Raw genomic sequence first — 21,595 nt, forward strand, 5'->3', positions numbered from 1 at the left:
CGGATCTCGACCATCACTTTGCCGAGGGCCAGCCCCACGCCGGCGTGGGGCTGGCGCCTGTGCGGGACATCCCAGCAACCCGTCAACATAGGTTAGGCTAACTTGACTTATTGGATGATGGTTTCAGAGTGGGACGGTAAGCGCATGGCGAAGACGCAGCGGGAGCGGAGCCTCCGGCCCCGGCGATGGATGGCCGTCGGCATGATCGGAGCCCTCGCTCTGACCGCTGGGTGCTCGAGCCGAGAAGCTCAGGCAGGCAACTCGGTCGGCGCGGGAGCGCTGACGATCATCGACCAGCGTGGCCGAACCGTCACACTGGATGGACCCGCGGACAAGGTGGCGTTCACCGTGATGCCCGCACCCTCGATCTTCGCCGCGGTGGACCGCAGCTACGACCGCATCGTCGGCCTCAACCAGTCGACGCTGGTCGCTAATCGGGGTGGCATGTTCGCGACCATGTTCCCCGCCTCGGCCAGCTCCGCGGTTGTCGCGGGCAACGATTTCGTGCCGAATGTCGAGACTCTGCTGCAGCTCGATCCCGATGTCGTTGTCCAGTGGGGTGATCGGGGCAACGACGTGATCGCGCCGATCGAGTCGGCGGGCTTCCCGGTGGTCGGACTGAAGTACGGAACCCAGGACGATCTCGAACAGTGGATCACGCTGTTCTCGCAGATCGCGGGTAAGCCGGAACGTGGGCAGCAACTGGTCGACTGGCAGCGTGCCGAGCAATCCGAGATGCGCGCCGCGGTGGCCTCGACGCAGGGCCAACGGCCGCGGGCGATGATCCTGTCGCGCACTGGTGACACCTACAGCACCACCAGCGCCAAGGGCTACGACGGATTCCAGTTCGACCTGGTCGGCGGGGATCTGGTCACCAAGGGCTTCGTCTCCGACTCCGGACAGGTGGGTCCGGAACAGATCCTGGCCTGGAACCCCGAGGTCATCATGCTCAGTGGATTCGACCAGAGCACTCCTGCTGACATCTACGCCGACCCGCGGCTGGCGAATGTGAGCGCTGTGCAGAACAAGCGCGTCTACAAGACCCCACTCGGTGGATATCGGTGGCAGGTACCGGGCGCGGAATCACCACTGATGTGGCTGTGGATGCACCAGATCCTGTACCCGGGCACGCGCGATGGGCAACTGCGCGAGGACATCCGCGCCGGGTTCGACAATCTGTTCGCCTACCAGATCACCGACGACGAGATCGACCAGGTGCTCCGTCTGGATCTCAACAAAGACGCTGCCGGTTATGACCAGTTCCTCCGTTGATGCGGTAGCGGCGCCGATGGATCCGGCGCCGCTCCGGGCGCGGTTCGATCGACGGATGCTGGCCGTTCCGGGGTTCTTCCTGCTGTTGATCGTCGTGGCGGTCGGCGCACTGGCCGTCGGCCGCTACACCGTCCCGCCGAACGAGATCGTTCGAATCCTGTTGGGGCAGTTCTTGCCGATCGAGCAGACCTGGTACCCGCAGGAAGCCACGGTGGTGCTCGATGTGCGACTTCCCCGCGTCCTGTTGTCGATCCTGTTGGGGGCGGGGCTCGCGCTCACCGGTGCGGTGATGCAGGCAGTGTTCCGCAACCCGCTCGCCAGCGCCCAGGTACTCGGTGTGTCATCGGGTGCCTCATTCGGTGGCGTGCTGATCCTGCTCGCCGGATTCAGCGGCGCCGCACTGGTTGGCGGCGCGTTCCTCGGCGGCGTGGCGGCATTGGCGCTGGTCATCGCGATCGCTCGGGCCGTGCCGGGGGCGCCACTGTTGATGATCATCCTCGGCGGGACCGTGGTCGGCGCGATGTTCGGGGCAATGGTCTCGTTCATCACCTATATCGCCGACCCCTACAGCGAACTTCCCTCGATCGTCTTCTGGCTCATGGGTTCACTCGCGACGGCCGGCTACCCCAAGGTGCTGACCGCGGCGATCCCGATCGTCGCGGCGGGACTGGTGGTGCTCGCGCTGCGGTGGCGACTGAATATCCTCGCGATGGGCGACGAGGACGCCACCGCGCTGGGGCTGGCGCCCCAGCGGCTGCGCAACCTTCTGCTGGTGTGCGTCGCGCTGATCACCGCGGGATCGGTGTCGGTCGCCGGGGTGATCGGCTGGGTGGGACTGGTCGTCCCGCACCTGGTGCGGATGATGGTCGGCACCGACAACCGGATGGTGCTGCCGGTCAGCGCATTACTCGGCGCCAGCTACCTGACCCTGATCGACACCCTCTCACGCACGATCAGCACCGCCGAGATCCCGATCGGCATCCTCACCGCGATCATCGGCGCTCCCTTCTTCGTAGCGCTGCTGATCCGCAACCGAACCCGCCTGTGGGGTTCGGATGCTTGAGGCGAGCTTGTTGTCGTTCCGCTATTCGGCCAAGGGGCCGTGGATCTTTCGCGATGTCTCGGTACGCGCCGCGGCGGGTCAGGTATTGGCGGTGCTCGGACCGAACGCACGCGGCAAGACCACGATGCTCAAGTGTCTGGCCGGAATCACGCACCCGGTGGCGGGTTCCGTCGTGGCAACCGGAGGCGTGGGTTACGTCCCACAGAGCCATTCGGTGGTGTTCTCGTTCTCGGTGCTCGATATCGTGCTCATGGGCCGGGCAAGGACGGTGAAGATCTACAGCACTCCTACCGCCACCGACCGCGAGGCCGCGCGGGACGCGCTGCACCGGGTCGGCGTTTCGCATCTCGCGGACCGTGACTACGCCGGACTCAGTGGTGGAGAGCGTCAATTGGTGCTCATCGCCCGGGCGTTGGTCTCCGACTGCGACACCATCGTGCTCGACGAACCCGCCGCCGCCCTCGACCTGCGCAACCAGGCCCAGGTGCTGACTGTGCTCCGCGCGCTCGCCGACGAAGGAATGGCGGTCGTGATGACCACACACCATCCCGATCACGCACTGCACGTGGCCGAACGGTCGATGCTGATGGTGAGCGCCGACGACCAGCGGATCGGCCCGACACGCGAGTTGCTCACCAGCACACTGCTTTCCCAGATGTACGGGGTGCCGATCGTCACCGCCGACGTCGAAACGCCGAGTGCGATAAGGCGACTGACCGTTCCCGATTTCGGCAGGGGAATCTCGTGACGGTTCTGCACGCCCTCATGGCCCCGCGCGACCGGCAAGTGATCGACGGCATGCGAGAAATCGATGTCTACGACCTGCAGGAAGAATGCGACGACTCGGTCACCGGTGTGCATCTGACCGGCGATGTCGATCAAGAGTACTTGCTCCAACAGCGACCGTTTCTGGATTCCTTTGTCACACGCGGCGGACGTGTCGTCATCAACGGGCATGTGCAGCGACTCTTCCTGCACGGCCTGAGTACCTGGCGAAAGCTCGACTTCCGCAACCCGCGTGATCTCGCGTTGACGCGCGTGAACGAGCATCCCGTGTGGGCAGGCACCGATCCGAAGTCCTTCCTGTACAACACCGGAACGCCGGGACCTGTGCCGTTCGAAGAACTGGCCCGGATCGGCGTCGCCGGCTTCTACGGGCGTGGCTGGTATGCGGACCTGCCCGACGACTCCCGCGTGGTGCACACCCTCGGGACGACCAACGCCCCGGTCGACTACGACTACCCGCTCGGCGCGGGCCGGGTCCTGGTGCACGGCGGCAACGATCTGCTGCAGTTCGCCACCGCCGCTCGCGGCACGCAGCGAATGCGCACCCAGCTCGTCCGATGGCTGGAGGGCCGCGATGACTGACCGTGTTCGCGCCACCTGCTCGATCGCCTTGCTACACGGCGGCAGCCACGCGCAACTGGCCACCCTGGCCGACCCCGCGCTGGCGCCGTACCGGCTCCGTCCGATCCATGTGCGGACCGGGGCTCCCGAGGAACTCACCGACATCGACGTGCTCGTGGTGTCCGACCGGCTCCGCCCGGATCTGTTGCGGCACTGGACCTCAGGCATTCTCGCTGCCCTCGACCGGGGCGTCACCGTCTTGGTCTTCGGCGAGAATTCCGTGGAGGGCTGGGTGCCCGGCGTCCGGCAACAGAGCCGTCCCACCGTGTTCTGGTGGTGGCGAACCGGCGAAGACCACAGGCTCCGCACACGCGTCCCAGACCATCCAGCCTGGGACTTCTTCGCCGACCGCGCGGTGATCTGGCACTACCACGGTGTGCTCGAACCCCCGCCCGGCGCGGTGAGCCTGGTCGATCTGCACACCGAGGACGGTGCCCGCGACGGTTCGATCCTCTATCTCGACGAGCAGTCGACGCCCGGTCGTCTACTGGTCACCACCATGGACCCGGTGTACCACCACGGGTCCGGATTCATGCCCGGCGCAACGCAATTGCTCTACTCGGCGTTGTACTGGGCCACCGCTGACCGGAGGAAAACATGCTGACAGTCCTCGAATCGGGTACGCCGATCGATATCTCGTTCACCGATCTGATGAAGTACCACGGGCCACACTTTCCCGGCGGGGTGGCGCACGCGTACTGCGCGATGCGCCACGCCGTCGCGGTGCTCGGTCCCGTCGAGCGCCGTGAGGTCACCGTCCGCACCGCGTTCCCCGGCCCCGGTGGACGCGACGCGATCGAAATGGCCTTGCGCGCGGTCACCGGCGATCGTTTCGCCGTCGTGCCCGAACTCGCTGCGACCGACCGCGGCGTCACTCTGGCCCGCTACGTCTGGGAATTTCGCTATCGCGACCGGACCGTGCTGGTGCGGTTGCGCGACGCGGGATTCGTCACCGACGAATTCATCGAGCTCGGAGCCCGTAGCGACCGCACTCCGGCCGACGACGAACGGCTGACCGTGCTGAAACAGGAGATGACCGACCGACTGCTGGGCGGCGAGGTCGGGGAGGTCTACGAAGAGCTGCCGCAGCCGACGGGCTGCGGCGCGCAACACTGACAGCCCCGGCCGGTCCGGATCACTCGGATGCCTGACCCGGCTTCGTGTCCGGATCGACCTTGTCCGCACGCTCCCATTCCTTGTCCAGGTCGGCTCGCGAATCCGCGGCATCACCGCGATGCACGTGTGCCTGCTGCGCAAGCTGTTCGGCCTGCGCGGACTTGGCCTCGGCTTCGGCCTTGGCGGCGCGGCTGCGGGCGGCGATCTCGTCGGCCCGCGCCTCTCGCTGACCGACCTCGAACTCCTGTTCCGTCGCGCGGGCGCGAATGCCCTCGGCCTCTACCTGCTGGTGCGCACGCCGTTTACGCATCGACACCACAGCGCCGGCCACGAGCGCGATGACAACAACGACCGCGACGACGATGATCACAATCACACTGGTGGTACTCATCGTTCTACTCCTCGCACCCCCCTCGATTCTAACGCCGCAAACAGTCCTGAACCCGGGCCGGTGAGGCGTCGATGATTCCTGCGAGTCCCATGTCAGTGGCCGCGCGGCCGGGGTGGGGGAGTGAGCGGGAAGCGCCCCACGGAAACTCCGAATTCTCAGCCGGAATCAATGCGAATTCATGGATCTCGGCGGACGCCGCTTCGGTGCGAGCCGTCCGTCTCGGTCGACAGCACCACGTCCGCGACCGTCGTCAAACGTGGACGGCCGCCGGCGGTGCTCACCTGCTCCAGCACGAGGCGGCTGGTCCGACCACGCAGATGCAGCGTCGCTATCTGGTTGCCGAAGAAGGGGCCGGTGACCCGGCTCCACTCGACCGACACGGAGGGAACGGTGGACACCCGGTTCAGGAGGAAACGGGTCACCCGTTCGGCGGCCCGACTCCACGAGACCCGGAAAATCATCTTCATGGCGGTCGGAACGCGGTTGTGCATCGGCGAACAGGTCAGCTGGTAGACCCGGGACCGCACGGCGTCGGGGAACTGCGCGTGCGCGGCATAGGCGTGGTGAACGTCGCCGGACAGCACGCAGATCGTGGCGGGCGCCCGTCCTCCCGGGCCGCTGCACTGTCCACGCCCGACGCTGGCGACGAGCCGGGCGAGCCGGTCGAACGAATCTCGGAAGGCGGCCCAATGTTCCAGATCGGCTGAGCGCCGCATTCTTTCGGCCCACCCGGTCACACGTCGGCCGCGCACCCCTGAGGCCATGCGCTCATTCCACGACTCCAGGTCGTGGAGGGCGCGCGGCAGCAGCCACGGGAGCGAGCTCCCCACCAGCAGGTGGTCGTAGTCGCCCTCGGTCTGTCGTTCGATCCACGAGAACTCGGGCTCGGAGACCATCGACCGCGTGCCGCCGCCGAGTATGCGTCCGCACCGTGAATCGATGACGAGCAGCCGGGTGGTGCCGAGATCGCGGCGATACGACCATTGCGCTCCCTTGGCGCCGTCGGCTTCTTCGTCCGCTGCGGAGGCGAACTCGCGGAGCAACTCCGCGCAGTCGCCGCCCTCGGATCGGATCCGCTGGTAGAGCTCGTCGTCGGCCAGGGCTGCGGGCGAGAGGTTGCCCAGGTGCTGGTAGATCCAGTACGACGACAACGCGCCCACGATGCGTTCCTCCCACCAGTCGGTGGCCTCGAGCTCGTCACGCCACGCTTTCGAGGTGTTCCAGTCGTCGATGACGTCGTGGTCGTCGAAGATCATCGACGACGGAACCGTGGACAGCAGCCAGCGCACCTGCGGGTCGGACCATGACTCCGAATAGAGCCACGTGTACTCCTCGAAGTTGCGGATCTGGGCGCCCGGCGGTTGGTCGAGGTCGTGCAACTCGTCGATGCGGTGCAGGATCTCCGGGGACAGCAGCTCATCGGCGTAAACCTGGTCGCCGAGCAGCAACAATGCGTCGGGCAGATCTTCGGGTGGGCGTTCCATGACTCGCCGCGCATAGGTGTCGAGAGCGTCGGCGTCGAAGTGGTCGTCGTCCTGCGTCGCAGTTGGTGTGCTGAATCGGCACGAGCCGAAGGCGAGAGTCAGATCGGCGTCGCCGCTGAGCGTGCGAATGACGGACGGGTACGGGGCGTCGGGCAGCGGCCAGACACGATTCCCATCGAGACCGACCTCGTACCGCGTGACGGAACCGGCTGCCAGTCCCGTGATCAGGACGAGAGCGTAGTGGTGTCCGGCGATGGTCCAGGTGTGTTCGTGGTGGCCGAGAACCTCGACAGTGCACGGTGCGGACGTCTCGACCCAGACGGTGGCGTCGCATTCGCCGACGTGACGCAGCAACGGACCCAGAACCAGTTCGGCCCTACTTTCCGGCAGCCGTGTCATCAGTCCAGACTATGTCGTGGACCGGCTGTCGAGCGGGCATTCTGCCCTTTCAGGACCTTCCCCGCCGAGGAACAACTCGTCATGGCTGTGACCCAGAAGGCGCCGCTCGCCTCGACGTTCGGCGCCGCAATCACCGCGCCGGCAGCCCGGCGCGAGTAGCATCGTTCGCAGGTGCGCCGGGAAGTCTGGTCGGCAATTCGTATCCGCCGATTCGAAAGGGCTCCGATGTCCGCACCTGCCGTGCTGTCCACGCACGCCGCCACATCTGATACCGCCATCGCCATCGATCGTCTGTCGAAACGGTTCGGTCGCACCCTCGCCGTCGAGGACCTCACGCTGTCGGTCGCGGCCGGGGAGGTGTTCGGATTCCTCGGGCCCAACGGTGCGGGCAAGTCGACCACGATCCGGCTACTTCTCGGTCTGATCCGACCGACCACCGGTGCGGTACGGGTGTTCGGCCACGACGCGCGCGATGTCCGTCGGGCTCACCGCCACCTCGCCTACGTCCCCGCCGACGTGGCGTTGTGGCCCATGCTGACCGGTGCCGAGATCCTCGAGCTGGTCGCTCGGGTCGGTCCGGGCATCGACGTGGCCTACCGCGCCGAATTGGTCGAGCGTTTGGCGCTCGACCTCGACAAATCCGCCAAAAACTATTCGACCGGAAATCGACAGAAGGTCGCCCTGGTCGCCGCGTTCGCCACCCGCGCACCGCTGCTCGTCCTCGACGAACCGACCAGCGGACTGGATCCGTTGATGGAACACGAGTTTCGCCGATGCGTCGCCGAAGCACGCCGGCGCGGGCAGACAGTGTTCTTGAGCTCGCACCATCTCGGAGAAGTCGAAGCACTGTGCGATCGGGTCGCGATCCTGCGTGAGGGTCGCCTGGTCGAGATCGCGACCCTGGCCGACCTGCGCCGACTCCACCGCACCATCGTGGAGGTCTCCTACCACGGCGAGCCCCCGAATCTGGACGATGTGCCCGGTGTACTGGCCGTCGAAGCACTCGACGGGCACCGGGTGCGGTTCACCCTCACCGGGCCACCCGCGCCTGCCCTGCGCGCTCTCGCGCAGGCGCAGGTCACGGCGTTGTCGCTGCGAGAGCCCACCCTCGAGGAAATCTTCCTCGACTACTACGGGACGCAGCGATGACCGCCGCCACGGTGCAACCGCACCCAGCGATCCCTTCGGCCATCGGGCCGGCGTTGGCCTGGCTCACCTACCGTCAGGTCTGGCGCGGCGCGGCACTGGTGGCCGCCATCGTGACCGGACTGTCCGCCATGGTCGCTGTGCAATATCAGACGACCTTCGCCGACACACTCGACCCCGGCGCATTGCGTGCGCTCGCCGAGAATCCCGCTGTCCGAGTCCTGTTCGGCGAGCCGCGCGCGCTCGATGATCCCGGCGGGTTCACCGTCTGGCGCACCGGCACCCCTGCGCTGGTGCTGTGCGGGGTGTGGGCGTTGACGAGCGCCACCCGGCTCACCCGCGGCGAGGAGGAAAGCGGGCGCTGGGATTTGGTGCTCGGCGGCCGCGTCCGCATCGTGGACATGGTCGCGTGGTGCACCGCCATACTCACCGTGGCAGCCCTCCTGAGCGCGGTCGGAATCGGCGCTGCCTTGATCGCCACCGGCACCGACGCCAGCGGCGCGGTCATGCACGGCCTGTGTGTACTGGGTTCGACGGTGACGTTCGCGGGTGTGGGTGTGCTCGCCGCACAGCTGCTGGGCTCCCGCTCAGCGGCCACCGGCGCGGCTTGCGCGGTCGTCGGGCTGAGTTTGTTGCTGCGGATGCTCGCCGATGGTGTGTCCGCGTTGGCGTGGACGGCGTGGTTCACCCCGTTCGGCTTGGCCGCCCGCGCTGCGCCCTACGCCGAAAATCGGGTGACACCGGTGCTGGCGCTGGCGGGCCTGGCGATCGCACCCGCCGTCGCCGCGCTGATTGTCGCCCGTCGCCGTGACCTCGGTGGTGCGGTCTTCGTGCGGTCGGATACCCGCGCGCCGCGAACTCGTCTGCTGGGTTCGGTTCCCGCCTTCGCGGTTCGGCGCGCGCTCGCGCCCACAATGGGATGGGCGGTGGGGATCGCCGCGTACTTCGTGCTGATCGGCGCACTGACTTCGACGATCGTGTCATTCCTCGAACAGAACCCGCGCTTCGCAGATCTTGCGGCCACTGCTGGTTTCGGCGGCCTCGGCTCGGTAACCGGGTTCGCGGCCGCGTTATTCGCTCTCCTGGCTATCCCCGTCGGGCTCTATGCCGCCACCCGCATCGCTGCCATGGCCGCGGATGAGAAGGCTCGCCGCTGGACACCATTACACGCGCTCCCGCTGTCGCGATATCAACTCGCGGGAGCCGAAATCGCCGTCATCGCACTGGGCGTGGCGGGTTTGCTGACCACTGCGGCCTCGGCCATGTGGATCGGCGCGGTGAGTACCGGCGCCCCTCTGGGATTGCGCGATGCTTTCGCTGGCGCTTTCAACCTGGTGCCGGTGGTGCTGCTGGCGCTCGGCGCGGCAACGTTGGGCCTGGGCTGGTACCCACACGCGGTGGCCGCGATCGGTGCGGTCCCTGTCGTCGGCGGATTTCTGCTCGACGTCATCGCCGCCAGCACCGACGCGCCCACCTGGTTACGCGAGATCTCCCCGTTCGCACATCTGGCCGCCGTTCCGGACACCGGGCCGAACCTGCTGGCCAGCGTCATCCTGACCGTGATCGCCGCCGCGACAACAGCTCTGGGCCTGCTCGGCTACACCCACCGCGACCTGCACGATTAGACATCGACAGACAGAACCGGAGACTGACTGACGCCGCAAGCTGGAAGAGGCCGAGAGCCGCCCCGAACGGTTTGCCGAATCATCGTGCGCCCGCGACGGGCCGCGATCAGGGCCTTCGGGGGCGACCGGGTCCGGTCGCACCCCGAAAGAGCGCTAGGCCGGGACGTATTCGGCTGCGACGTCGAGGATCCAGGTGACACCGAAGCGATCACTGAGCATCCCGAAAGCGGGCGCCCATTGAGCTGGGCCGAAGGCCTCGATCACCGTCGCGCCGTCGGCGAGGCGTTCCCACAGTGCGCCGACCTCCTCGACGGTCTCGCCGCGCACCGAAAGGAAGAACCGCTCCTCGGTGATGGTGGTGCCGTTTTCCCGGCGGGTGGTCGGCGCGGCCGGGGTGGTCGGCGTTTCCTGGCCGGGCACGTCGTAAGCCATGACCCGGAACCCGTTGTCGGCGACGATCTGACCGAACACCACATTGCCCGCGCCGGGCAGTTCGGCGGGCATCCCGAAGTCCGCGTAGGTGGCCAGGGTGAGCTGACCCCCGAACACCGACTGATAGAACTCCAGGGCCGCGCGGGCCTGACCGTGGAAATTCAGGTGAGCAACAGCGTTGACCGACATAGTGGTTCCTTCCGGTGATTATTCGCCGCCGGAGGGCGACGAATTCCACCCTGTCATCGGTAGAGGACAGGGATTGTCCGCTACTCGTGGCAATCTGAAAGCCATGCCGATATCGACCTCCACTGCGACCTCGCGCCGCTTGCTCGCACTGCTGTCTCTGCTGCAGGTTCGCCGGGACTGGCCAGGGGGTCTGCTCGCTGAGCGGCTCGATGTCAGCGGCCGCACGGTGCGCCGCGACGTCGATCGCCTGCGCGAACTCGGCTATCCCATCCAGGCGATCAAGGGCCCCGAGGGCGGTTACCGACTGGAGGCAGGCAGTGAACTTCCGCCGCTGTTGTTCGACGACGAGCAGGCTGTCGCGCTCGCCGTGGCATTGCGGATCGCGGTAGCGAGCGGGGCGGGTATCGAAGAGAGCGCCGCGCGCGCCCTCGCGACCGTTCGACAGGTCCTGCCTTCCCGATTGCGGCAGCGAGTCGACGCACTCGAGATCGACGTGGCCGGGGCAGGCGGGCAAACCGATACCCGGATCCTGGTGGACCTGAGCACCGCGATTCGTTCCACGGAGGAAATACGGTTCGACTATCAGGGGCCGACCGACTCGGACAGCACACCACCACCTCGCCGGGTCCAACCCCATCACCTGGTCGTTCGCAACGGACGTTAGTATCTGATCGGTTGGGACCCCGAGCGTGTGGACTGGCGAACCTACCGCGCCGACAGAATGACTCTCCGCATCCCCAACGGCCCACGTTTCGTACCCAGGGAAGTGCCGGGTGGCGATGTCGCGGCCTTCCTCGCCGCCCGCTTCAAAGGTTCCGACAGCGTTGACGTCTGGCCGTGCAGAGGCGAGGTGATTCTGTCTCTGCCCGCCACCCGGGTCGCTGCGTTCGCCGGCGACGGAGTCGTCGAGGCCATCGACCGAGAACGCACCCGACTGCTGATCGGTTCGTGGTCATGGGCGGCGCTGGCCGCGGCGCTGGCACGCTTCGACACCGAGATCGAGGTCGTGGCCCCGCAAGCGCTGCGCGACGCCTTCGCCGAGCTGTCTCGTCGCGCGGACCGGGCCGCGCAGGCAGGCCCGTAACGCAGCGGATTCAGGACCAGGCGATCCCGTCATGGCGGGAGAGGATCGCCGATCAGGGTTGAACGTCAGCTGTGCTGCCGCCGAGTGGCATGGCGGGCAGGCCCAGTTTGCGGTGGTCCCAAGAGCGGATGCGCGTCGGCTCGACCCGAACGACGATGCGTTTGTGCATCATGGACTCGACCAGCGGTCGCGCCTGCTCGGTGTAGGGACCGACGTAGCGGCGGAAGACGTCGATTCCGGCAGCCCAGTATTCCTCGTCCGCGGGGTCCTCGATCAGATGGGCTGTTCCTTCGATCGAAACGCCGCGCAACTGGTCGTAGGTGTCGCCCGCCTCGGCCATGCAGGTGAGGGTCGGGTTGCGGCGCAGGTTGGCCGCCTTCTGCGACTTCATCTTGGTCTCGAAGTAGATCTTGCCGTCGAGGTAGCCGAACCACATCGCTGTCAGATGCGGTTTTCCCTCGGCATCGAGGGTTGCCAAGGTGAGTACCCGGCTGCGGTCGAGGAACTGCGCGATCTCGTCCGCGCTCATCTGCACCGTGGCCCGTTGTTTGATTCCCACGCTCACCTCCCGCTCGATCTTTGCACCGACCCTATCGAGTAAGCGCGCTCGGCGATCCCGAACGCGATCATTGCGCTGGTCACGACCTGCATCGCCGAAGCGGGCATCCGCACAGTGCCGCGACCGGTGACGCCGCAGCCGCGCGGGTCCACTCCCGGGACAGCACGATACGACGCGTCCCGGGAGTGGGGTGCTGGGAGATCAGCTACCGATCAGATCGCCCAGCACGTCGGAGATGATGTCGCTCAGCGAGCCGGTGGAGCTCAGCTGGCCATCATCGGAACCGAGCCCGTTGTCGCCGAGGCTGCCGATCACGGTCTCGCCCGCGTTGGCGTTACGCGCGGTGAAACAGGCCGTGAGGCCGGGCATTTCGTTGCTGACGCCCACGGTGCCCGCGACGCCGACGCCACCGCTGGTGACCATCTGGCCCACCTTAGTGCGCGCGGTGATCTGTCACCTGACTTCGTCCCACATCCGCAGGTAGATTTCTGCGCCGTGGAAAACGTCGGTCATGACATCCGGGCCACCGAGAACCCGGACCGCCTCGAGCCAGTCGGCGTAGGAACCGTAGGTGGCGGTACCGTCGGTGTTGAAGTCGAATGTGCGCTCGCCCCATCGTTCCCGGTCGAAACTCACCCGACCGTCATGCGAGGTGAACGGATACCGGATCGTGCCCGGCCCGGGAGCAGCGCCCTGACCTGCGATGCCGTTCATATCGGAGCCGAATCCGAATCCGAACTCACCCCCTGGGCGGGGCATGGCGCCGGCATCGCGCCATGCCCGAACGAAGGTCGCGGGTTCGCTGGCGTAGGGCACGGCGAATCCGCCCGCGGCATAGACTCGCGCCGTGGTCTTTTCCGAGTCCCAGCCGTGGGAGGACACGACGCCGGAATAGCCGCGCTTTTCGATGATGGACATGACTTCGTCGGCGGTCGCTTCGCTCAGGTGATCCACCTCGATGAGGAATCCGTGGTCGATCATCTTGTTGATCAGATAGCCACCGAGTTCGGTCAATCCGCGCGCGTTGCAATGCGGCCCAGCCGGATACAGCGGTAGCGGGGCACCGCCGATCAGCGGTCCGGTGAGGTTTGCGAGGAACTGATTGATATGCCCGGCGATCGGTATCGAGGGCTGGGTGCTGTCGTGTTCAGGTCCCGGACACGCCTGCACGTTCCAGAATGTTCCGGTTTGCATGAAATTTCCCGCGTTGACCAGCAGTCCGGTCACGTCGTGATCCATTTTCGTGCCGCCGAACGCGTTGTCGAACTTGTGAACCGGGAAGAAGCTGCTGACACCGATGTTTCGGAGTTCGGCCAACCAGCGATCGACGTCGGCCCGCGTGCATTCCGGCTGCCCGAGAAAAACTCCACACCCCATCGGGTCGGATAGTTCCATGCCGAGGACCACGGCGAGTTTGCCGGACTCGGCGATCCGGCGCGCTTCGGCCGGGTCGGTTGCGATGCGGAAGAAGCCCTGGCCCGGCCCACCGGCTTGAGCGTCGATGTAGTCCTGCAGCGCGCGCAGGCCTGCCGCCTGGAGACGCACCGAGGCCATGTCGTCGCACGGGTTTCGCCGGTCGGTCATCATGGTGCACAACGATTCGTTGTCCACGAGGTCTACGGTCATCACGCGCAGTCCCGCCTTCCATGACCGTTCGATACTGGTCCAGTAGGCACCTTCGGTGGTGAGCATCGACGGCTTGGGCCAGTCACGGAAGGTGGGCCAGCCGCCGGTGTCGGAAGGGTGGAACGGCTCGCCGTGGTCGAGGAAGCTCGCGATCAGGCCGTTGGTGCCGGTCCGGTACGAAGCACAGTCGGGCAGCGCGTATTTCACCCCGTAGGGATGCCACGGACGTCCGCAATGGAAGTTTCCGCCCATGAATTCGTAGGCGGTGATGTGCGCGTGCGCGTCGATGGTGCCCTGGATCGATCCATCCGCGGTAACGCCGGGGCCGGGTGTGCCGACGGCGCCTGACTGTGCCTCGGGGAATTCCGCGCAGCCGGTGTCCGGGGTGAAGGTGGCGGGCACCGCTGTTCCGGTGGCGGCATTGGTGATCGTGAATCCGCTGGTGCCGGAACCGTCCACGCGCCATACGGCGGCATCGGAGGGATTCTCGGCCGGTCGGATCGACTGAGCCGAGGCTTCCAGAACCTCGTGATTGCGCCCGTAGAGCAGGTACTCACCGAGGGCGGTTGCGCGCAGCCGGTACGGGCCCGCGGCCGGAACAAGCGGGCCCGTCGGCATGTCGATCCGGAAGCAGCCGTTGACCAGGGAATAGCGGGTCTGTCCAGGGTCTGCGGCGACGGGCATCGCGCTGGACGCGGCGAGCCCGGCGGCGACCAGAGCGGCGGCGGTGAGGACCGATAGCGGGAGCCGCCACCTCTGGTGCATCGTGCGGATGATGGTGGAACGCAAGACTTCTCGTTTCTGAAATAATGACACTTCACTTTTGGCGCAGCCGATGCTCGTGGCGCTGACGGTTACCGCCGACGCGCGCCCGTCGCCAAAATACTATGGCGCATAGTTTTTTGTGGCGGTTTCAGATCATGGCCAACGACGCTGCCACGGAGCCGAGCCCGACCGCGAGCACCGCGGTGACCGCTACCAGAATCATCATCCCCGTCAGCGCCCATGCCGCCCTGCGCCGAGACACCGAACGGAACTTCGGTGCGGCACCAAGGCAGGCCAAGCGCACAGCCAGCGAATCCTGTGTCGGCTCGATCGCCGACATCGACACCAGGGCACCGTGTACTGCCACCGCGCGCAACGCCGAACCCAGCGACTGCGGATCGGTGCGGGTCGCGGCAGCTCGATCGGCGGCCAGTTCGACCAGGGTGGTCAGTGCCGACGGGGCGGCGGCGAACAACGGAATACGAGGAAAGGCACCGGCGAGCACTTGGCAGACGCCGAGGATGTGATGGTGTCTGCCCCGCAGATGCGCGTGCTCATGGGCGAGCACCGCATGCCACTGAGCCTGGGTCAGGCAGCGTGCGAGCCCGTCGGTGACCACGACGTACCCGCCGTGCCCAGCGACGCTGTAGGCCAGCGGCACCGGATGGTCGAGCCACACCAATCCCGCGCTGCTGGGATCGGTGCGACCGAGCACCCCGATCAGCTCGGAGTGCCGTCGGCGCAGCGCCGACGCGCGCCGCCGGTGGACGACGGCGACTCGAGCCACCAGTCCGGCCGGCACGATCATGCCGGCTATCGCGACCGGCATGATCAGGTCCGCCGTCCAAGTGATGATCATCGGCTCGACCTCGGCCAGGCTTTGCGCCACCGCGGCCACCCGCGAATTACCGGGTGGGTCACCTGGCCATGCCAACGCGACCACCCCCAGCACGCCGACCCCGATCGTCGCGGACACCGCACCCATCCAGGCCGCGATCCCGACAACCGGCGCGCCGCCGAAATCGATGCGAATCAGGACCGCGGGCGCGACCAGGGCAAGCACTGCTCCAGCTGCCACCAGCGCGATGAGCAGGATCATGGTCCGTCCTCGTCGGCGGATAGTCCCTGCCGTAATGCCTGGATCTCTCGCGCACTGGCGGTGCGCGCCAGGTGCAACAGTGCGCCGGGCGCATCCGGGCTGGCGTCGAGGATTTCACGCAGCAGGTCGGTGGTCGCTTCTGCTCGGGAACGACTGGGGCGATACCGATAGCGCCGACCGATCTTCTCCCGGCGAACCCAGCCCTTTTCCCAAAGGTGTGTCACCACCGTCAGTACCGTGGTGTACGCCGGAGTCCGTTGCTCCCGCCCGATCCGATCGACCAGATCGTGCACCGACAGCGCGTCGGGAACCTCCCACAGCACTGCCATCACCTGGTTCTCGAGCGCTCCCAGGCCTTTCACCATCGCCCCATTCCATCTCACCGCTTCGGCATCGCCATGACCACCGATTCCGCAGGCACAACATACTGGCCTCGACCGTCTCCGGTGACCGACTCCGCCGAATCACCGTGCACGGCCTACGAGCGCGCACCCCGGGCTCTGCTTCGTCCAACGGCTGCTTCGAACAGGTCGACCAGGCCCCGCCAGGTGACGTTTCCGGCCGGATCTGGCGGATTGCAGAGTGGAATTGCCACCGATGGTTTCATCCGAGCATCCCTGCGATGGGGATCGTGGTGACTCTTCGGCCCTCGGTATCGAGGACGTGGCCGTATTGCTTGATGGTGTGGTAGACGATCGCGCGGTCGTTGATGACCAGTTCCGGGATCGTCTGACTCAGTTCGGCTTCCAGGCGTGGGGAGTCGGCGATGGAGTGCAGGTAGCTGACCAGCCAGACGTTGCGCGGGCCCGCCAGTGCCAGGCATGTGCGGGTCTCCGGCCGCCGCCGTAGTTGCGCGCCGATGCCGGCAAGGTCGGCCGCGGGAGCGGTGCCCCAGTAGATCGCGGTCGCCGGCCATCCCACCTGGGAGCGGGCGAATTCGCAGCGCAGGGCCAGGTATCCGGCGACGGTGAGCGTATCGATACGGCGGCGTACGGTGGCCGGGCTGATCGATAATTGTTCGGCCAGCTCTGCGGTGGTCGCCCGGCCGGTGGTGTTCAGCGCCCGAAGCAAGCTGTAGTCGGTCGAGGTCAGCGGTTTGACCCGTGGCTCCGGGTTACGCATTTCTCGCAGAAGCCGACTCTGTTGGGCGGGGGCGAGGACGTCGAGGTGCCAGCCGCCGCCTTCGGCGAGTAGGTGGGTGACGATATTGCTGCGGACACCGGTGACTCCGCGCATTCGGCCGAGGCGACCGTGAATGTATTCCGACATCTGCGCGAGGTCCGTGGTCACTACGACGACCAGCAGATCGCAACCGCCGGCGATGTGTTCGATGGTCAGCGCTTCGCTGTCCCGGCTGATCATCTCTGCCGATTCCCGGATACCGCCAGGTGCGCAGTCGAGCTCCACCAGCGCGACACACATCGGACCGGCCAGCAGCGGAGTAGGCGAGGTACTCACCCATGCCCATCCGTGCTCGACGAGGCGAGCCCACCGGCGGCCCGCGGTCGCGGGATCCATCCCGAGCACCGACCCGACGAGTTGCCAGGACGCCCGTGGATTGATCTGCAAAGCATGGACGAGTTCCAGGTCTCGTTGATCCAGAGCGCTGGATTCCTGCATCATGCCGTGAAATATAGCCTCTTTCATGCACCTCTACGAGATCCTCTGATCGGCATCGGAAGGCCCGTGTGATGGGTGATGTGTTGGCGGTCGACCCCACCGTTGTCGCCATGACGTCTGTGTAGGCGGCCCCCGCGCGGTCGACTCGCGCTCAATCGACTCTGATCGATTCCTGCGTCAGGAGGGTTGGATCCAGCTGAAACCTGCAAAATGCTGGTGCTTGGTGGATCGCAGTCGACTATTGGTCGTTGGCCGATGGCTCCCGACTGTGCGCCCGGCTCGACATGTATCGAGCGCCCGGGTCGCCCTACTGGGTGCCGGACAAACTTAGGAATCCATGTTCAGATCACCCAATCCGATTGCCGCGGCCGCCGCCGCGTTCACCGCGGTGGCAATCGCTGTCGCCCCGATGACGTTCCCGCCCGCGATGGCGCAGGCCGGCGGGGCAGACTCGGCCGCACGCTGGACCGAAACGCAGGACAGCGCACCGGCCCATCCGCGAGTTCATACCGACTCCGATGTACCGATCACCATGAGCGACGGCACCGTCCTCAAGGCGAACGTCTACCGTCCCGCGGATTCGAGCGGACAACCGATCGCCGAGACAACGCCGGTGATCGTGAACCTGACTCCCTATTCGAAGACCGCGACGCCGGTGCTCGACGCCATGCTCAACGTTCCGGTGCTCTCCGACGCGGTGATCGACTTCTTCCGCACCTTCGACCTGTCCGATATCGGTCTCGGGGGTGTCACCGACCTCACGAAGGCACTGCCCGCGGGCGTCTTGCGGGCATTCGCGGTGGATCGCCGCCTTGTCCAGAGCGGCTACACCCAGGTCGTGGTGGACGTTCGTGGCACCGGCTACTCGCAGGGCACCTGGCAGGTCTTCGGTGAGCGTGAGCAGCAAGACGGGGTGGAGGTCATCGATTGGGCCGCAGCGCAGCCCTGGTCGGACGGCAAGGTCGGCATGAACGGGATCTCCTACTCGGCGATCAACCAGATGCAGACCGCGGAACGACGCCCCGACGCGCTGAAGGCGATCTTCCCGATCGTTCCTGGCAGTGACTTGATTCGCGATGTCGCCGCCCCCGGTGGCGGACTGGGGGTCGGCTTCATCCTGCCCTGGGTGACCGGGATCAACAGCTCGAAACTCGCCCCGAGCCCGGACGCGCTGTTCCGCGGCATCGACCCGCAGTGGCTGGCCGACCGGCTCGCGGACCCGTTCACCTTCTTCAACGTGCTCTTGAACGCGCTCGCCACACCTGACCTGACCAACCCCGAACTCGCCACCGTGCTCGACGGTGACGGGACGCTGCGGCAGGCTTGGCTGGGACATCCTGAGCGAGTGAATATTCCGACGTTCGTCTACGGCGGCTGGCACGACATATTCGCCTACTCCTCGCCGCGGATCTACGACGCGATCGATGTCCCGGCAGCCAAGAAGAAGCTGATCATGGGCGATACCTATCACTTCACGACCGGCAGCGGTCTCGGCTTGCCGGGCGGGCCGCCCCGCCTGGATGTGTTGCAGCGGGCCTGGTTCGACAAGTGGCTCAAAGGCATCGACAACGGGATCGATCGGTTCGATCAGGTCACCTCGTGGCAGCAAGGCAACGGCTGGGTCAGCACCGCGCAGCTCCCGGGAGCGGGGATGGGCCACCGCCGCATGTACTTGAACGCGGCACCGTCGGGAACCACGGCGACCAGCGTGCACGACGGCAGCTTGACCGCAGACCCCGGGGCGTCGGCTCGTCTCACTGTCGCGCCCGGACTCGCGACCCTGTGCTCGCGCGACGGGGCCACCGGCACCGGTGGTGCTCTCGCGCTCCTGGATGTGTGCGGCAAGGATTCCCGGATCAGCGAAACCACCGCGCTGACTTTCACCAGCGCACCGGTCACCGGCCCGACCCAGATATCCGGACCGATCAATCTGCACCTGAACACCGTGCTCGACGCCACCGACGGGTTCTGGGCGGCGACGGTCAACGACGTCGCGCCCGACGGCACATCGACCGTGCTGACCAGCGGCCAGTTGCAGGCATCGCTGCGGGCAGTGGATGAAGCCAAGGCCACTCGGTCTGCCAATGGGGACTACACCGATCCCTATCCGGCGCTTTCCCTGGACTCACGCCAACCGATCGTGCCGGGGGAACCCACCACAGTCGACATCGGTCTCACCGCTACCGACGCACTACTGCAACCCGGGCACCGGCTTCGAGTCGACGTCTACTCGTTCAATTTTCCCCGAGGCCTCCCGCTGGGACCGTTCCGGATCGAGAGCGAGTTGCGGCCGCAGCACCTGAATCTCGACCCGGCGCAACCCAGCTGGATCAACATTCCCACCGACGGCCGAGCGAACTGGTAGCCGTGGACAAGCTCAGGAGAGTGCACATGAGTTTCGAGGAAGTATCAGTCGACGGCAGCACCGTCGTGATCACCGGCGCCACCAACGGCATCGGCAAAGAAATGGCTCGCGAACTTGCCCGCCGTGGCGCCGTACTGACCATTCTGGCCCGCGACGCGACCAAGGCACGAAAGGTCGCGAACGAACTCGGCGCCGAGCCGGGCGCGACGTCGACGCCACGGATCGTGCTGTGCGACATGGCCGACCTCGCGTCGGTGCGCCGCGCGGCCGATGAGATCCGAACCGAGCTCGGCGGCATCGACCTGCTGGTCGCCAACGCCGGGGTGAATTTGACCGCACCCGCGGTCACCGCCGAGGGGCTGGACATGATGATGGCCACCAATCATCTCGGTCCGTTCCTGTTGACCAACCTGCTGCTGGATCGGCTCACCGACGCGGCACGCGTGGTCGTCACCGCGTCCGAAGGGCATCGTCTGGCCGGGCGGGTCGACTTCGATCGGCTCGGTGCACCCCACGATTACGGGCTGCTGACATCGCAGAAGTGGTACGGGCAAACCAAGCTGCTCAACATTCTGTTCACCCAGCAGTTGGCGCACTACTTCGCCGAGCGCGGCCTCGGCCAGACCGCCAACTGCTTCTGCCCCGGTGTCAGCGATACCGGTGTGCTGGGCGGGGGACGAGCCATCGCGAAGGTGATGCGCGCCGGCGCAGCACTCGGTGTGGTCGGATCAGCGCACCGTGGAGCAACCCTCGGGGTGCGGCTAGCGCTGGATGCCTCGCTCGCCACGACCAATGGCGCCTTCTTCACCAACACGCCCCTGCTGCGGCGCCTGCCCAGCCGCGCGCTGCGTGACACCGAACTGCGCGAACACGCGTGGCAGCGCTCCCGTGCGCTGGTCGACTCGATCTGATTATCCGAATTCGTTCCGGTGCGTAACCGTTCGGTTCCGAAAGAAGGTGCTCTATGTCGAGAATGAATGAATCCGTTCGTGATTGGCGCGCCAGTGGTCGTCATCTGACGGTCGGGTCCCATCAGGTGTTCGTCGTGGAACTGGGTTCCGCCGCGGGGCCGCCGCTGGTGATCATCCACGGATTTCCTGGGTCGTCGCACGATTTCGCCGCGGTGGCGCACCACCTGTCGCCGGATCGACGGGTACTGCTGATCGATCTGCTCGGATTCGGATTCTCCGACAAGCCACGCACGGCACGGTATTCGCTGTTCGAACAGGCAGACCTGATCGAATCGGTGTTGTCACAGCGAGGTATTCACCGGTGTGCGTTACTGGCACACGACATGGGCGACACGGTAGTGGCAGAGCTATTGCATCGCCACAATACCGGCGTGCTCGGATTCGTTCCGGAACAGGTGATTCTGACCAACGGATCGATATTCATCGACCTCGCGCAGCTGACCCTCGGCCAGCGCGCCATGTTGCGGTTGCCCGCCACAGCGCTGCCGTTCCCGTTGCCCGCACGGCTGCTGTCGCGGGCGCTGGAGCAGAGCTTCGCCCCGGCCGCTCCAGCACCGCCCGGAGCGATCGAATCGCTGGTAGGACTGATCCAGCGGGGCGGCGGCGCCTGTCTGTTGCCACGGCAGAACCGATATCTGCTCGAACGACGCGAATTCCAAGACCGGTGGACGGGTGGGCTCGTCGAATTCGCGGGTCCGCTGACACTGGTCTGGGGCGCGCACGATCCCATCGCGACCATCGCGATGCCCGAACGGTTGCGCGAGTTGCGCCCGCAGACGCGGGTGGTCATTTTGCCTGATGTCGGCCACTGGCCATCGCTGGAAGCGCCGGAATTGCTGGCATCGCGGATTACGCAGGAGCTGTGCGAACCTCCCGGCTCGGCAGGGTGATCTCCGGATTCCGGAATCCATTCGAAAGTGAATCCACAACGGTCGCGGGTCGGGACCTGCCACGTCCCGGAAACGGTAACATCGTGCGGGTT

Annotated in this window: 22 protein-coding genes and 1 pseudogene; 14 read left to right on the top strand and 9 right to left on the bottom strand. The window is 66.3% G+C overall.

Features of this window, described 5'->3' with window-relative positions; genetic code table 11:
• Positions 1 to 114: 114 nt before the first annotated feature.
• Genes ACQHI0_RS07455 through ACQHI0_RS07480 form a run of 6 tightly spaced genes read left to right on the top strand, consistent with a single transcriptional unit; the run spans position 115 to position 4,858 of the window.
• Positions 115 to 1,272, top strand: a complete 1,158-nt coding sequence (locus tag ACQHI0_RS07455; protein ID WP_427907187.1) for an ABC transporter substrate-binding protein — start codon at positions 115 to 117, stop codon at positions 1,270 to 1,272.
• Positions 1,253 to 2,335, top strand: a complete 1,083-nt coding sequence (locus ACQHI0_RS07460; RefSeq protein WP_427907188.1) for a FecCD family ABC transporter permease — start codon at positions 1,253 to 1,255, stop codon at positions 2,333 to 2,335. The genes ACQHI0_RS07455 and ACQHI0_RS07460 overlap by 20 nt, the downstream gene beginning before the upstream one ends.
• The gene (locus ACQHI0_RS07465; RefSeq protein ID WP_427907189.1) at positions 2,328 to 3,083 is read left to right on the top strand and encodes an ABC transporter ATP-binding protein; all 756 of its coding nucleotides are present in this window, start codon (positions 2,328 to 2,330) and stop codon (positions 3,081 to 3,083) included. The genes ACQHI0_RS07460 and ACQHI0_RS07465 overlap by 8 nt, the downstream gene beginning before the upstream one ends.
• Entirely contained in the window at positions 3,080 to 3,703 is a 624-nt protein-coding gene (locus tag ACQHI0_RS07470; protein WP_427907190.1) for a hypothetical protein, read from the top strand. The genes ACQHI0_RS07465 and ACQHI0_RS07470 overlap by 4 nt, the downstream gene beginning before the upstream one ends.
• On the top strand, positions 3,696 to 4,346 hold the full coding sequence (locus tag ACQHI0_RS07475) for a hypothetical protein (protein ID WP_427907191.1): 651 nt from the start codon (positions 3,696 to 3,698) through the stop codon (positions 4,344 to 4,346). The genes ACQHI0_RS07470 and ACQHI0_RS07475 overlap by 8 nt, the downstream gene beginning before the upstream one ends.
• Entirely contained in the window at positions 4,340 to 4,858 is a 519-nt protein-coding gene (locus ACQHI0_RS07480) for a hypothetical protein (RefSeq protein WP_427907192.1), read from the top strand. The genes ACQHI0_RS07475 and ACQHI0_RS07480 overlap by 7 nt, the downstream gene beginning before the upstream one ends.
• A 19-nt stretch (positions 4,859 to 4,877) precedes the next feature.
• On the opposite strand, the gene ACQHI0_RS07485 is transcribed toward ACQHI0_RS07480, so the two are convergent.
• Positions 4,878 to 5,249, bottom strand: coding sequence for a hypothetical protein (locus tag ACQHI0_RS07485; RefSeq protein ID WP_427907193.1), 372 nt, complete (start codon positions 5,247 to 5,249; stop codon positions 4,878 to 4,880).
• A 176-nt stretch (positions 5,250 to 5,425) separates the two neighbouring features.
• Positions 5,426 to 7,132, bottom strand: coding sequence for an alkaline phosphatase D family protein (locus ACQHI0_RS07490; RefSeq protein WP_427907194.1), 1,707 nt, complete (start codon positions 7,130 to 7,132; stop codon positions 5,426 to 5,428).
• 60 nt (positions 7,133 to 7,192) lie between these two features.
• Between ACQHI0_RS07490 and ACQHI0_RS07495 the strand changes: the two are divergent.
• From ACQHI0_RS07495 to ACQHI0_RS07505, 3 genes and pseudogenes are all read left to right on the top strand, one after another.
• A pseudogene (locus ACQHI0_RS07495) lies at positions 7,193 to 7,288 on the top strand (alpha/beta hydrolase); the annotation flags it as partial.
• 69 nt (positions 7,289 to 7,357) lie between these two features.
• Entirely contained in the window at positions 7,358 to 8,281 is a 924-nt protein-coding gene (locus ACQHI0_RS07500; RefSeq protein ID WP_427907195.1) for an ATP-binding cassette domain-containing protein, read from the top strand.
• Entirely contained in the window at positions 8,278 to 9,903 is a 1,626-nt protein-coding gene (locus ACQHI0_RS07505; protein ID WP_427907196.1) for an ABC transporter permease, read from the top strand. The genes ACQHI0_RS07500 and ACQHI0_RS07505 overlap by 4 nt, the downstream gene beginning before the upstream one ends.
• Before the next feature lie 153 nt (positions 9,904 to 10,056).
• Here the strand turns inward: ACQHI0_RS07505 and ACQHI0_RS07510 are convergent, their stop codons facing one another.
• Positions 10,057 to 10,524, bottom strand: a complete 468-nt coding sequence (locus tag ACQHI0_RS07510; protein WP_427907197.1) for a VOC family protein — start codon at positions 10,522 to 10,524, stop codon at positions 10,057 to 10,059.
• Between the two features lie 103 nt (positions 10,525 to 10,627).
• Between ACQHI0_RS07510 and ACQHI0_RS07515 the strand changes: the two genes are divergently transcribed.
• Positions 10,628 to 11,188 carry a helix-turn-helix transcriptional regulator gene (locus ACQHI0_RS07515; protein ID WP_427907198.1) on the top strand — a complete coding sequence of 187 codons (561 nt, stop codon included), beginning with the start codon at positions 10,628 to 10,630 and terminating at the stop codon, positions 11,186 to 11,188.
• 6 nt (positions 11,189 to 11,194) lie between these two features.
• Complete coding sequence (locus ACQHI0_RS07520) at positions 11,195 to 11,608, top strand: WYL domain-containing protein (protein WP_427909106.1); 414 nt, start codon at positions 11,195 to 11,197, stop codon at positions 11,606 to 11,608.
• A gap of 52 nt (positions 11,609 to 11,660) precedes the next feature.
• Here ACQHI0_RS07520 and ACQHI0_RS07525 read toward each other — a convergent pair whose 3' ends face one another.
• From ACQHI0_RS07525 to ACQHI0_RS07550, 6 genes are all read right to left on the bottom strand, one after another.
• Positions 11,661 to 12,167, bottom strand: coding sequence for a pyridoxamine 5'-phosphate oxidase family protein (locus ACQHI0_RS07525; RefSeq protein ID WP_427907199.1), 507 nt, complete (start codon positions 12,165 to 12,167; stop codon positions 11,661 to 11,663).
• A gap of 201 nt (positions 12,168 to 12,368) precedes the next feature.
• A complete protein-coding gene (locus ACQHI0_RS07530) occupies positions 12,369 to 12,590 on the bottom strand; it encodes a hypothetical protein (protein WP_427907200.1) in 222 nt (73 codons plus the stop codon).
• Between the two features lie 30 nt (positions 12,591 to 12,620).
• Complete coding sequence (locus tag ACQHI0_RS07535; protein WP_427907201.1) at positions 12,621 to 14,582, bottom strand: peptidase; 1,962 nt, start codon at positions 14,580 to 14,582, stop codon at positions 12,621 to 12,623.
• 124 nt (positions 14,583 to 14,706) lie between these two features.
• Complete coding sequence (locus tag ACQHI0_RS07540; RefSeq protein WP_427907202.1) at positions 14,707 to 15,657, bottom strand: M56 family metallopeptidase; 951 nt, start codon at positions 15,655 to 15,657, stop codon at positions 14,707 to 14,709.
• A complete protein-coding gene (locus tag ACQHI0_RS07545) occupies positions 15,654 to 16,019 on the bottom strand; it encodes a BlaI/MecI/CopY family transcriptional regulator (RefSeq protein ID WP_427909107.1) in 366 nt (121 codons plus the stop codon). The genes ACQHI0_RS07540 and ACQHI0_RS07545 overlap by 4 nt, the downstream gene beginning before the upstream one ends.
• A gap of 241 nt (positions 16,020 to 16,260) precedes the next feature.
• Positions 16,261 to 17,280 (bottom strand): Lrp/AsnC family transcriptional regulator, encoded by a 1,020-nt coding sequence (locus tag ACQHI0_RS07550; protein ID WP_427907203.1) that lies wholly within the window; start codon positions 17,278 to 17,280, stop codon positions 16,261 to 16,263.
• 334 nt (positions 17,281 to 17,614) lie between these two features.
• Here ACQHI0_RS07550 and ACQHI0_RS07555 point away from each other — a divergent pair, with 334 nt between their 5' ends.
• From ACQHI0_RS07555 to ACQHI0_RS07565, 3 genes are read left to right on the top strand one after another with little or no spacing between them, the layout of a single operon-like run.
• Positions 17,615 to 19,642: a CocE/NonD family hydrolase gene (locus ACQHI0_RS07555; RefSeq protein WP_427907204.1), complete on the top strand. Its 2,028-nt coding sequence runs from the start codon at positions 17,615 to 17,617 to the stop codon at positions 19,640 to 19,642.
• A 26-nt stretch (positions 19,643 to 19,668) separates the two neighbouring features.
• Positions 19,669 to 20,553, top strand: a complete 885-nt coding sequence (locus tag ACQHI0_RS07560; protein ID WP_427907205.1) for an SDR family NAD(P)-dependent oxidoreductase — start codon at positions 19,669 to 19,671, stop codon at positions 20,551 to 20,553.
• Between the two features lie 53 nt (positions 20,554 to 20,606).
• Positions 20,607 to 21,503 carry an alpha/beta fold hydrolase gene (locus ACQHI0_RS07565; protein ID WP_427907206.1) on the top strand — a complete coding sequence of 299 codons (897 nt, stop codon included), beginning with the start codon at positions 20,607 to 20,609 and terminating at the stop codon, positions 21,501 to 21,503.
• The last annotated feature ends 92 nt before the right edge of the window (positions 21,504 to 21,595 follow it).

The sequence above is a fragment of the Nocardia sp. FBN12 genome (assembly GCF_050320175.1).
In the GTDB taxonomy this organism is placed as follows: domain Bacteria; phylum Actinomycetota; class Actinomycetes; order Mycobacteriales; family Mycobacteriaceae; genus Nocardia.

Excerpts from the sequence above, each read along its gene's own strand:
- ACQHI0_RS07455 (WP_427907187.1), top strand. The coding sequence starts at position 115 with ATGATGGTTTCAGAGTGGGACGGTAAGCGCATGGCGAAGACGCAGCGG.
- ACQHI0_RS07460 (WP_427907188.1), top strand. The coding sequence starts at position 1,253 with ATGACCAGTTCCTCCGTTGATGCGGTAGCGGCGCCGATGGATCCGGCG.
- ACQHI0_RS07465 (WP_427907189.1), top strand. The coding sequence starts at position 2,328 with ATGCTTGAGGCGAGCTTGTTGTCGTTCCGCTATTCGGCCAAGGGGCCG.
- ACQHI0_RS07475 (WP_427907191.1), top strand. The coding sequence starts at position 3,696 with ATGACTGACCGTGTTCGCGCCACCTGCTCGATCGCCTTGCTACACGGC.
- ACQHI0_RS07480 (WP_427907192.1), top strand. The coding sequence starts at position 4,340 with ATGCTGACAGTCCTCGAATCGGGTACGCCGATCGATATCTCGTTCACC.
- ACQHI0_RS07485 (WP_427907193.1), bottom strand. The coding sequence starts at position 5,249 with ATGAGTACCACCAGTGTGATTGTGATCATCGTCGTCGCGGTCGTTGTT.
- ACQHI0_RS07490 (WP_427907194.1), bottom strand. The coding sequence starts at position 7,132 with ATGACACGGCTGCCGGAAAGTAGGGCCGAACTGGTTCTGGGTCCGTTG.
- ACQHI0_RS07500 (WP_427907195.1), top strand. The coding sequence starts at position 7,358 with ATGTCCGCACCTGCCGTGCTGTCCACGCACGCCGCCACATCTGATACC.
- ACQHI0_RS07505 (WP_427907196.1), top strand. The coding sequence starts at position 8,278 with ATGACCGCCGCCACGGTGCAACCGCACCCAGCGATCCCTTCGGCCATC.
- ACQHI0_RS07510 (WP_427907197.1), bottom strand. The coding sequence starts at position 10,524 with ATGTCGGTCAACGCTGTTGCTCACCTGAATTTCCACGGTCAGGCCCGC.
- ACQHI0_RS07515 (WP_427907198.1), top strand. The coding sequence starts at position 10,628 with ATGCCGATATCGACCTCCACTGCGACCTCGCGCCGCTTGCTCGCACTG.
- ACQHI0_RS07530 (WP_427907200.1), bottom strand. The coding sequence starts at position 12,590 with ATGGTCACCAGCGGTGGCGTCGGCGTCGCGGGCACCGTGGGCGTCAGC.
- ACQHI0_RS07540 (WP_427907202.1), bottom strand. The coding sequence starts at position 15,657 with ATGATCCTGCTCATCGCGCTGGTGGCAGCTGGAGCAGTGCTTGCCCTG.
- ACQHI0_RS07550 (WP_427907203.1), bottom strand. The coding sequence starts at position 17,280 with ATGATGCAGGAATCCAGCGCTCTGGATCAACGAGACCTGGAACTCGTC.
- ACQHI0_RS07555 (WP_427907204.1), top strand. The coding sequence starts at position 17,615 with ATGTTCAGATCACCCAATCCGATTGCCGCGGCCGCCGCCGCGTTCACC.
- ACQHI0_RS07560 (WP_427907205.1), top strand. The coding sequence starts at position 19,669 with ATGAGTTTCGAGGAAGTATCAGTCGACGGCAGCACCGTCGTGATCACC.
- ACQHI0_RS07565 (WP_427907206.1), top strand. The coding sequence starts at position 20,607 with ATGTCGAGAATGAATGAATCCGTTCGTGATTGGCGCGCCAGTGGTCGT.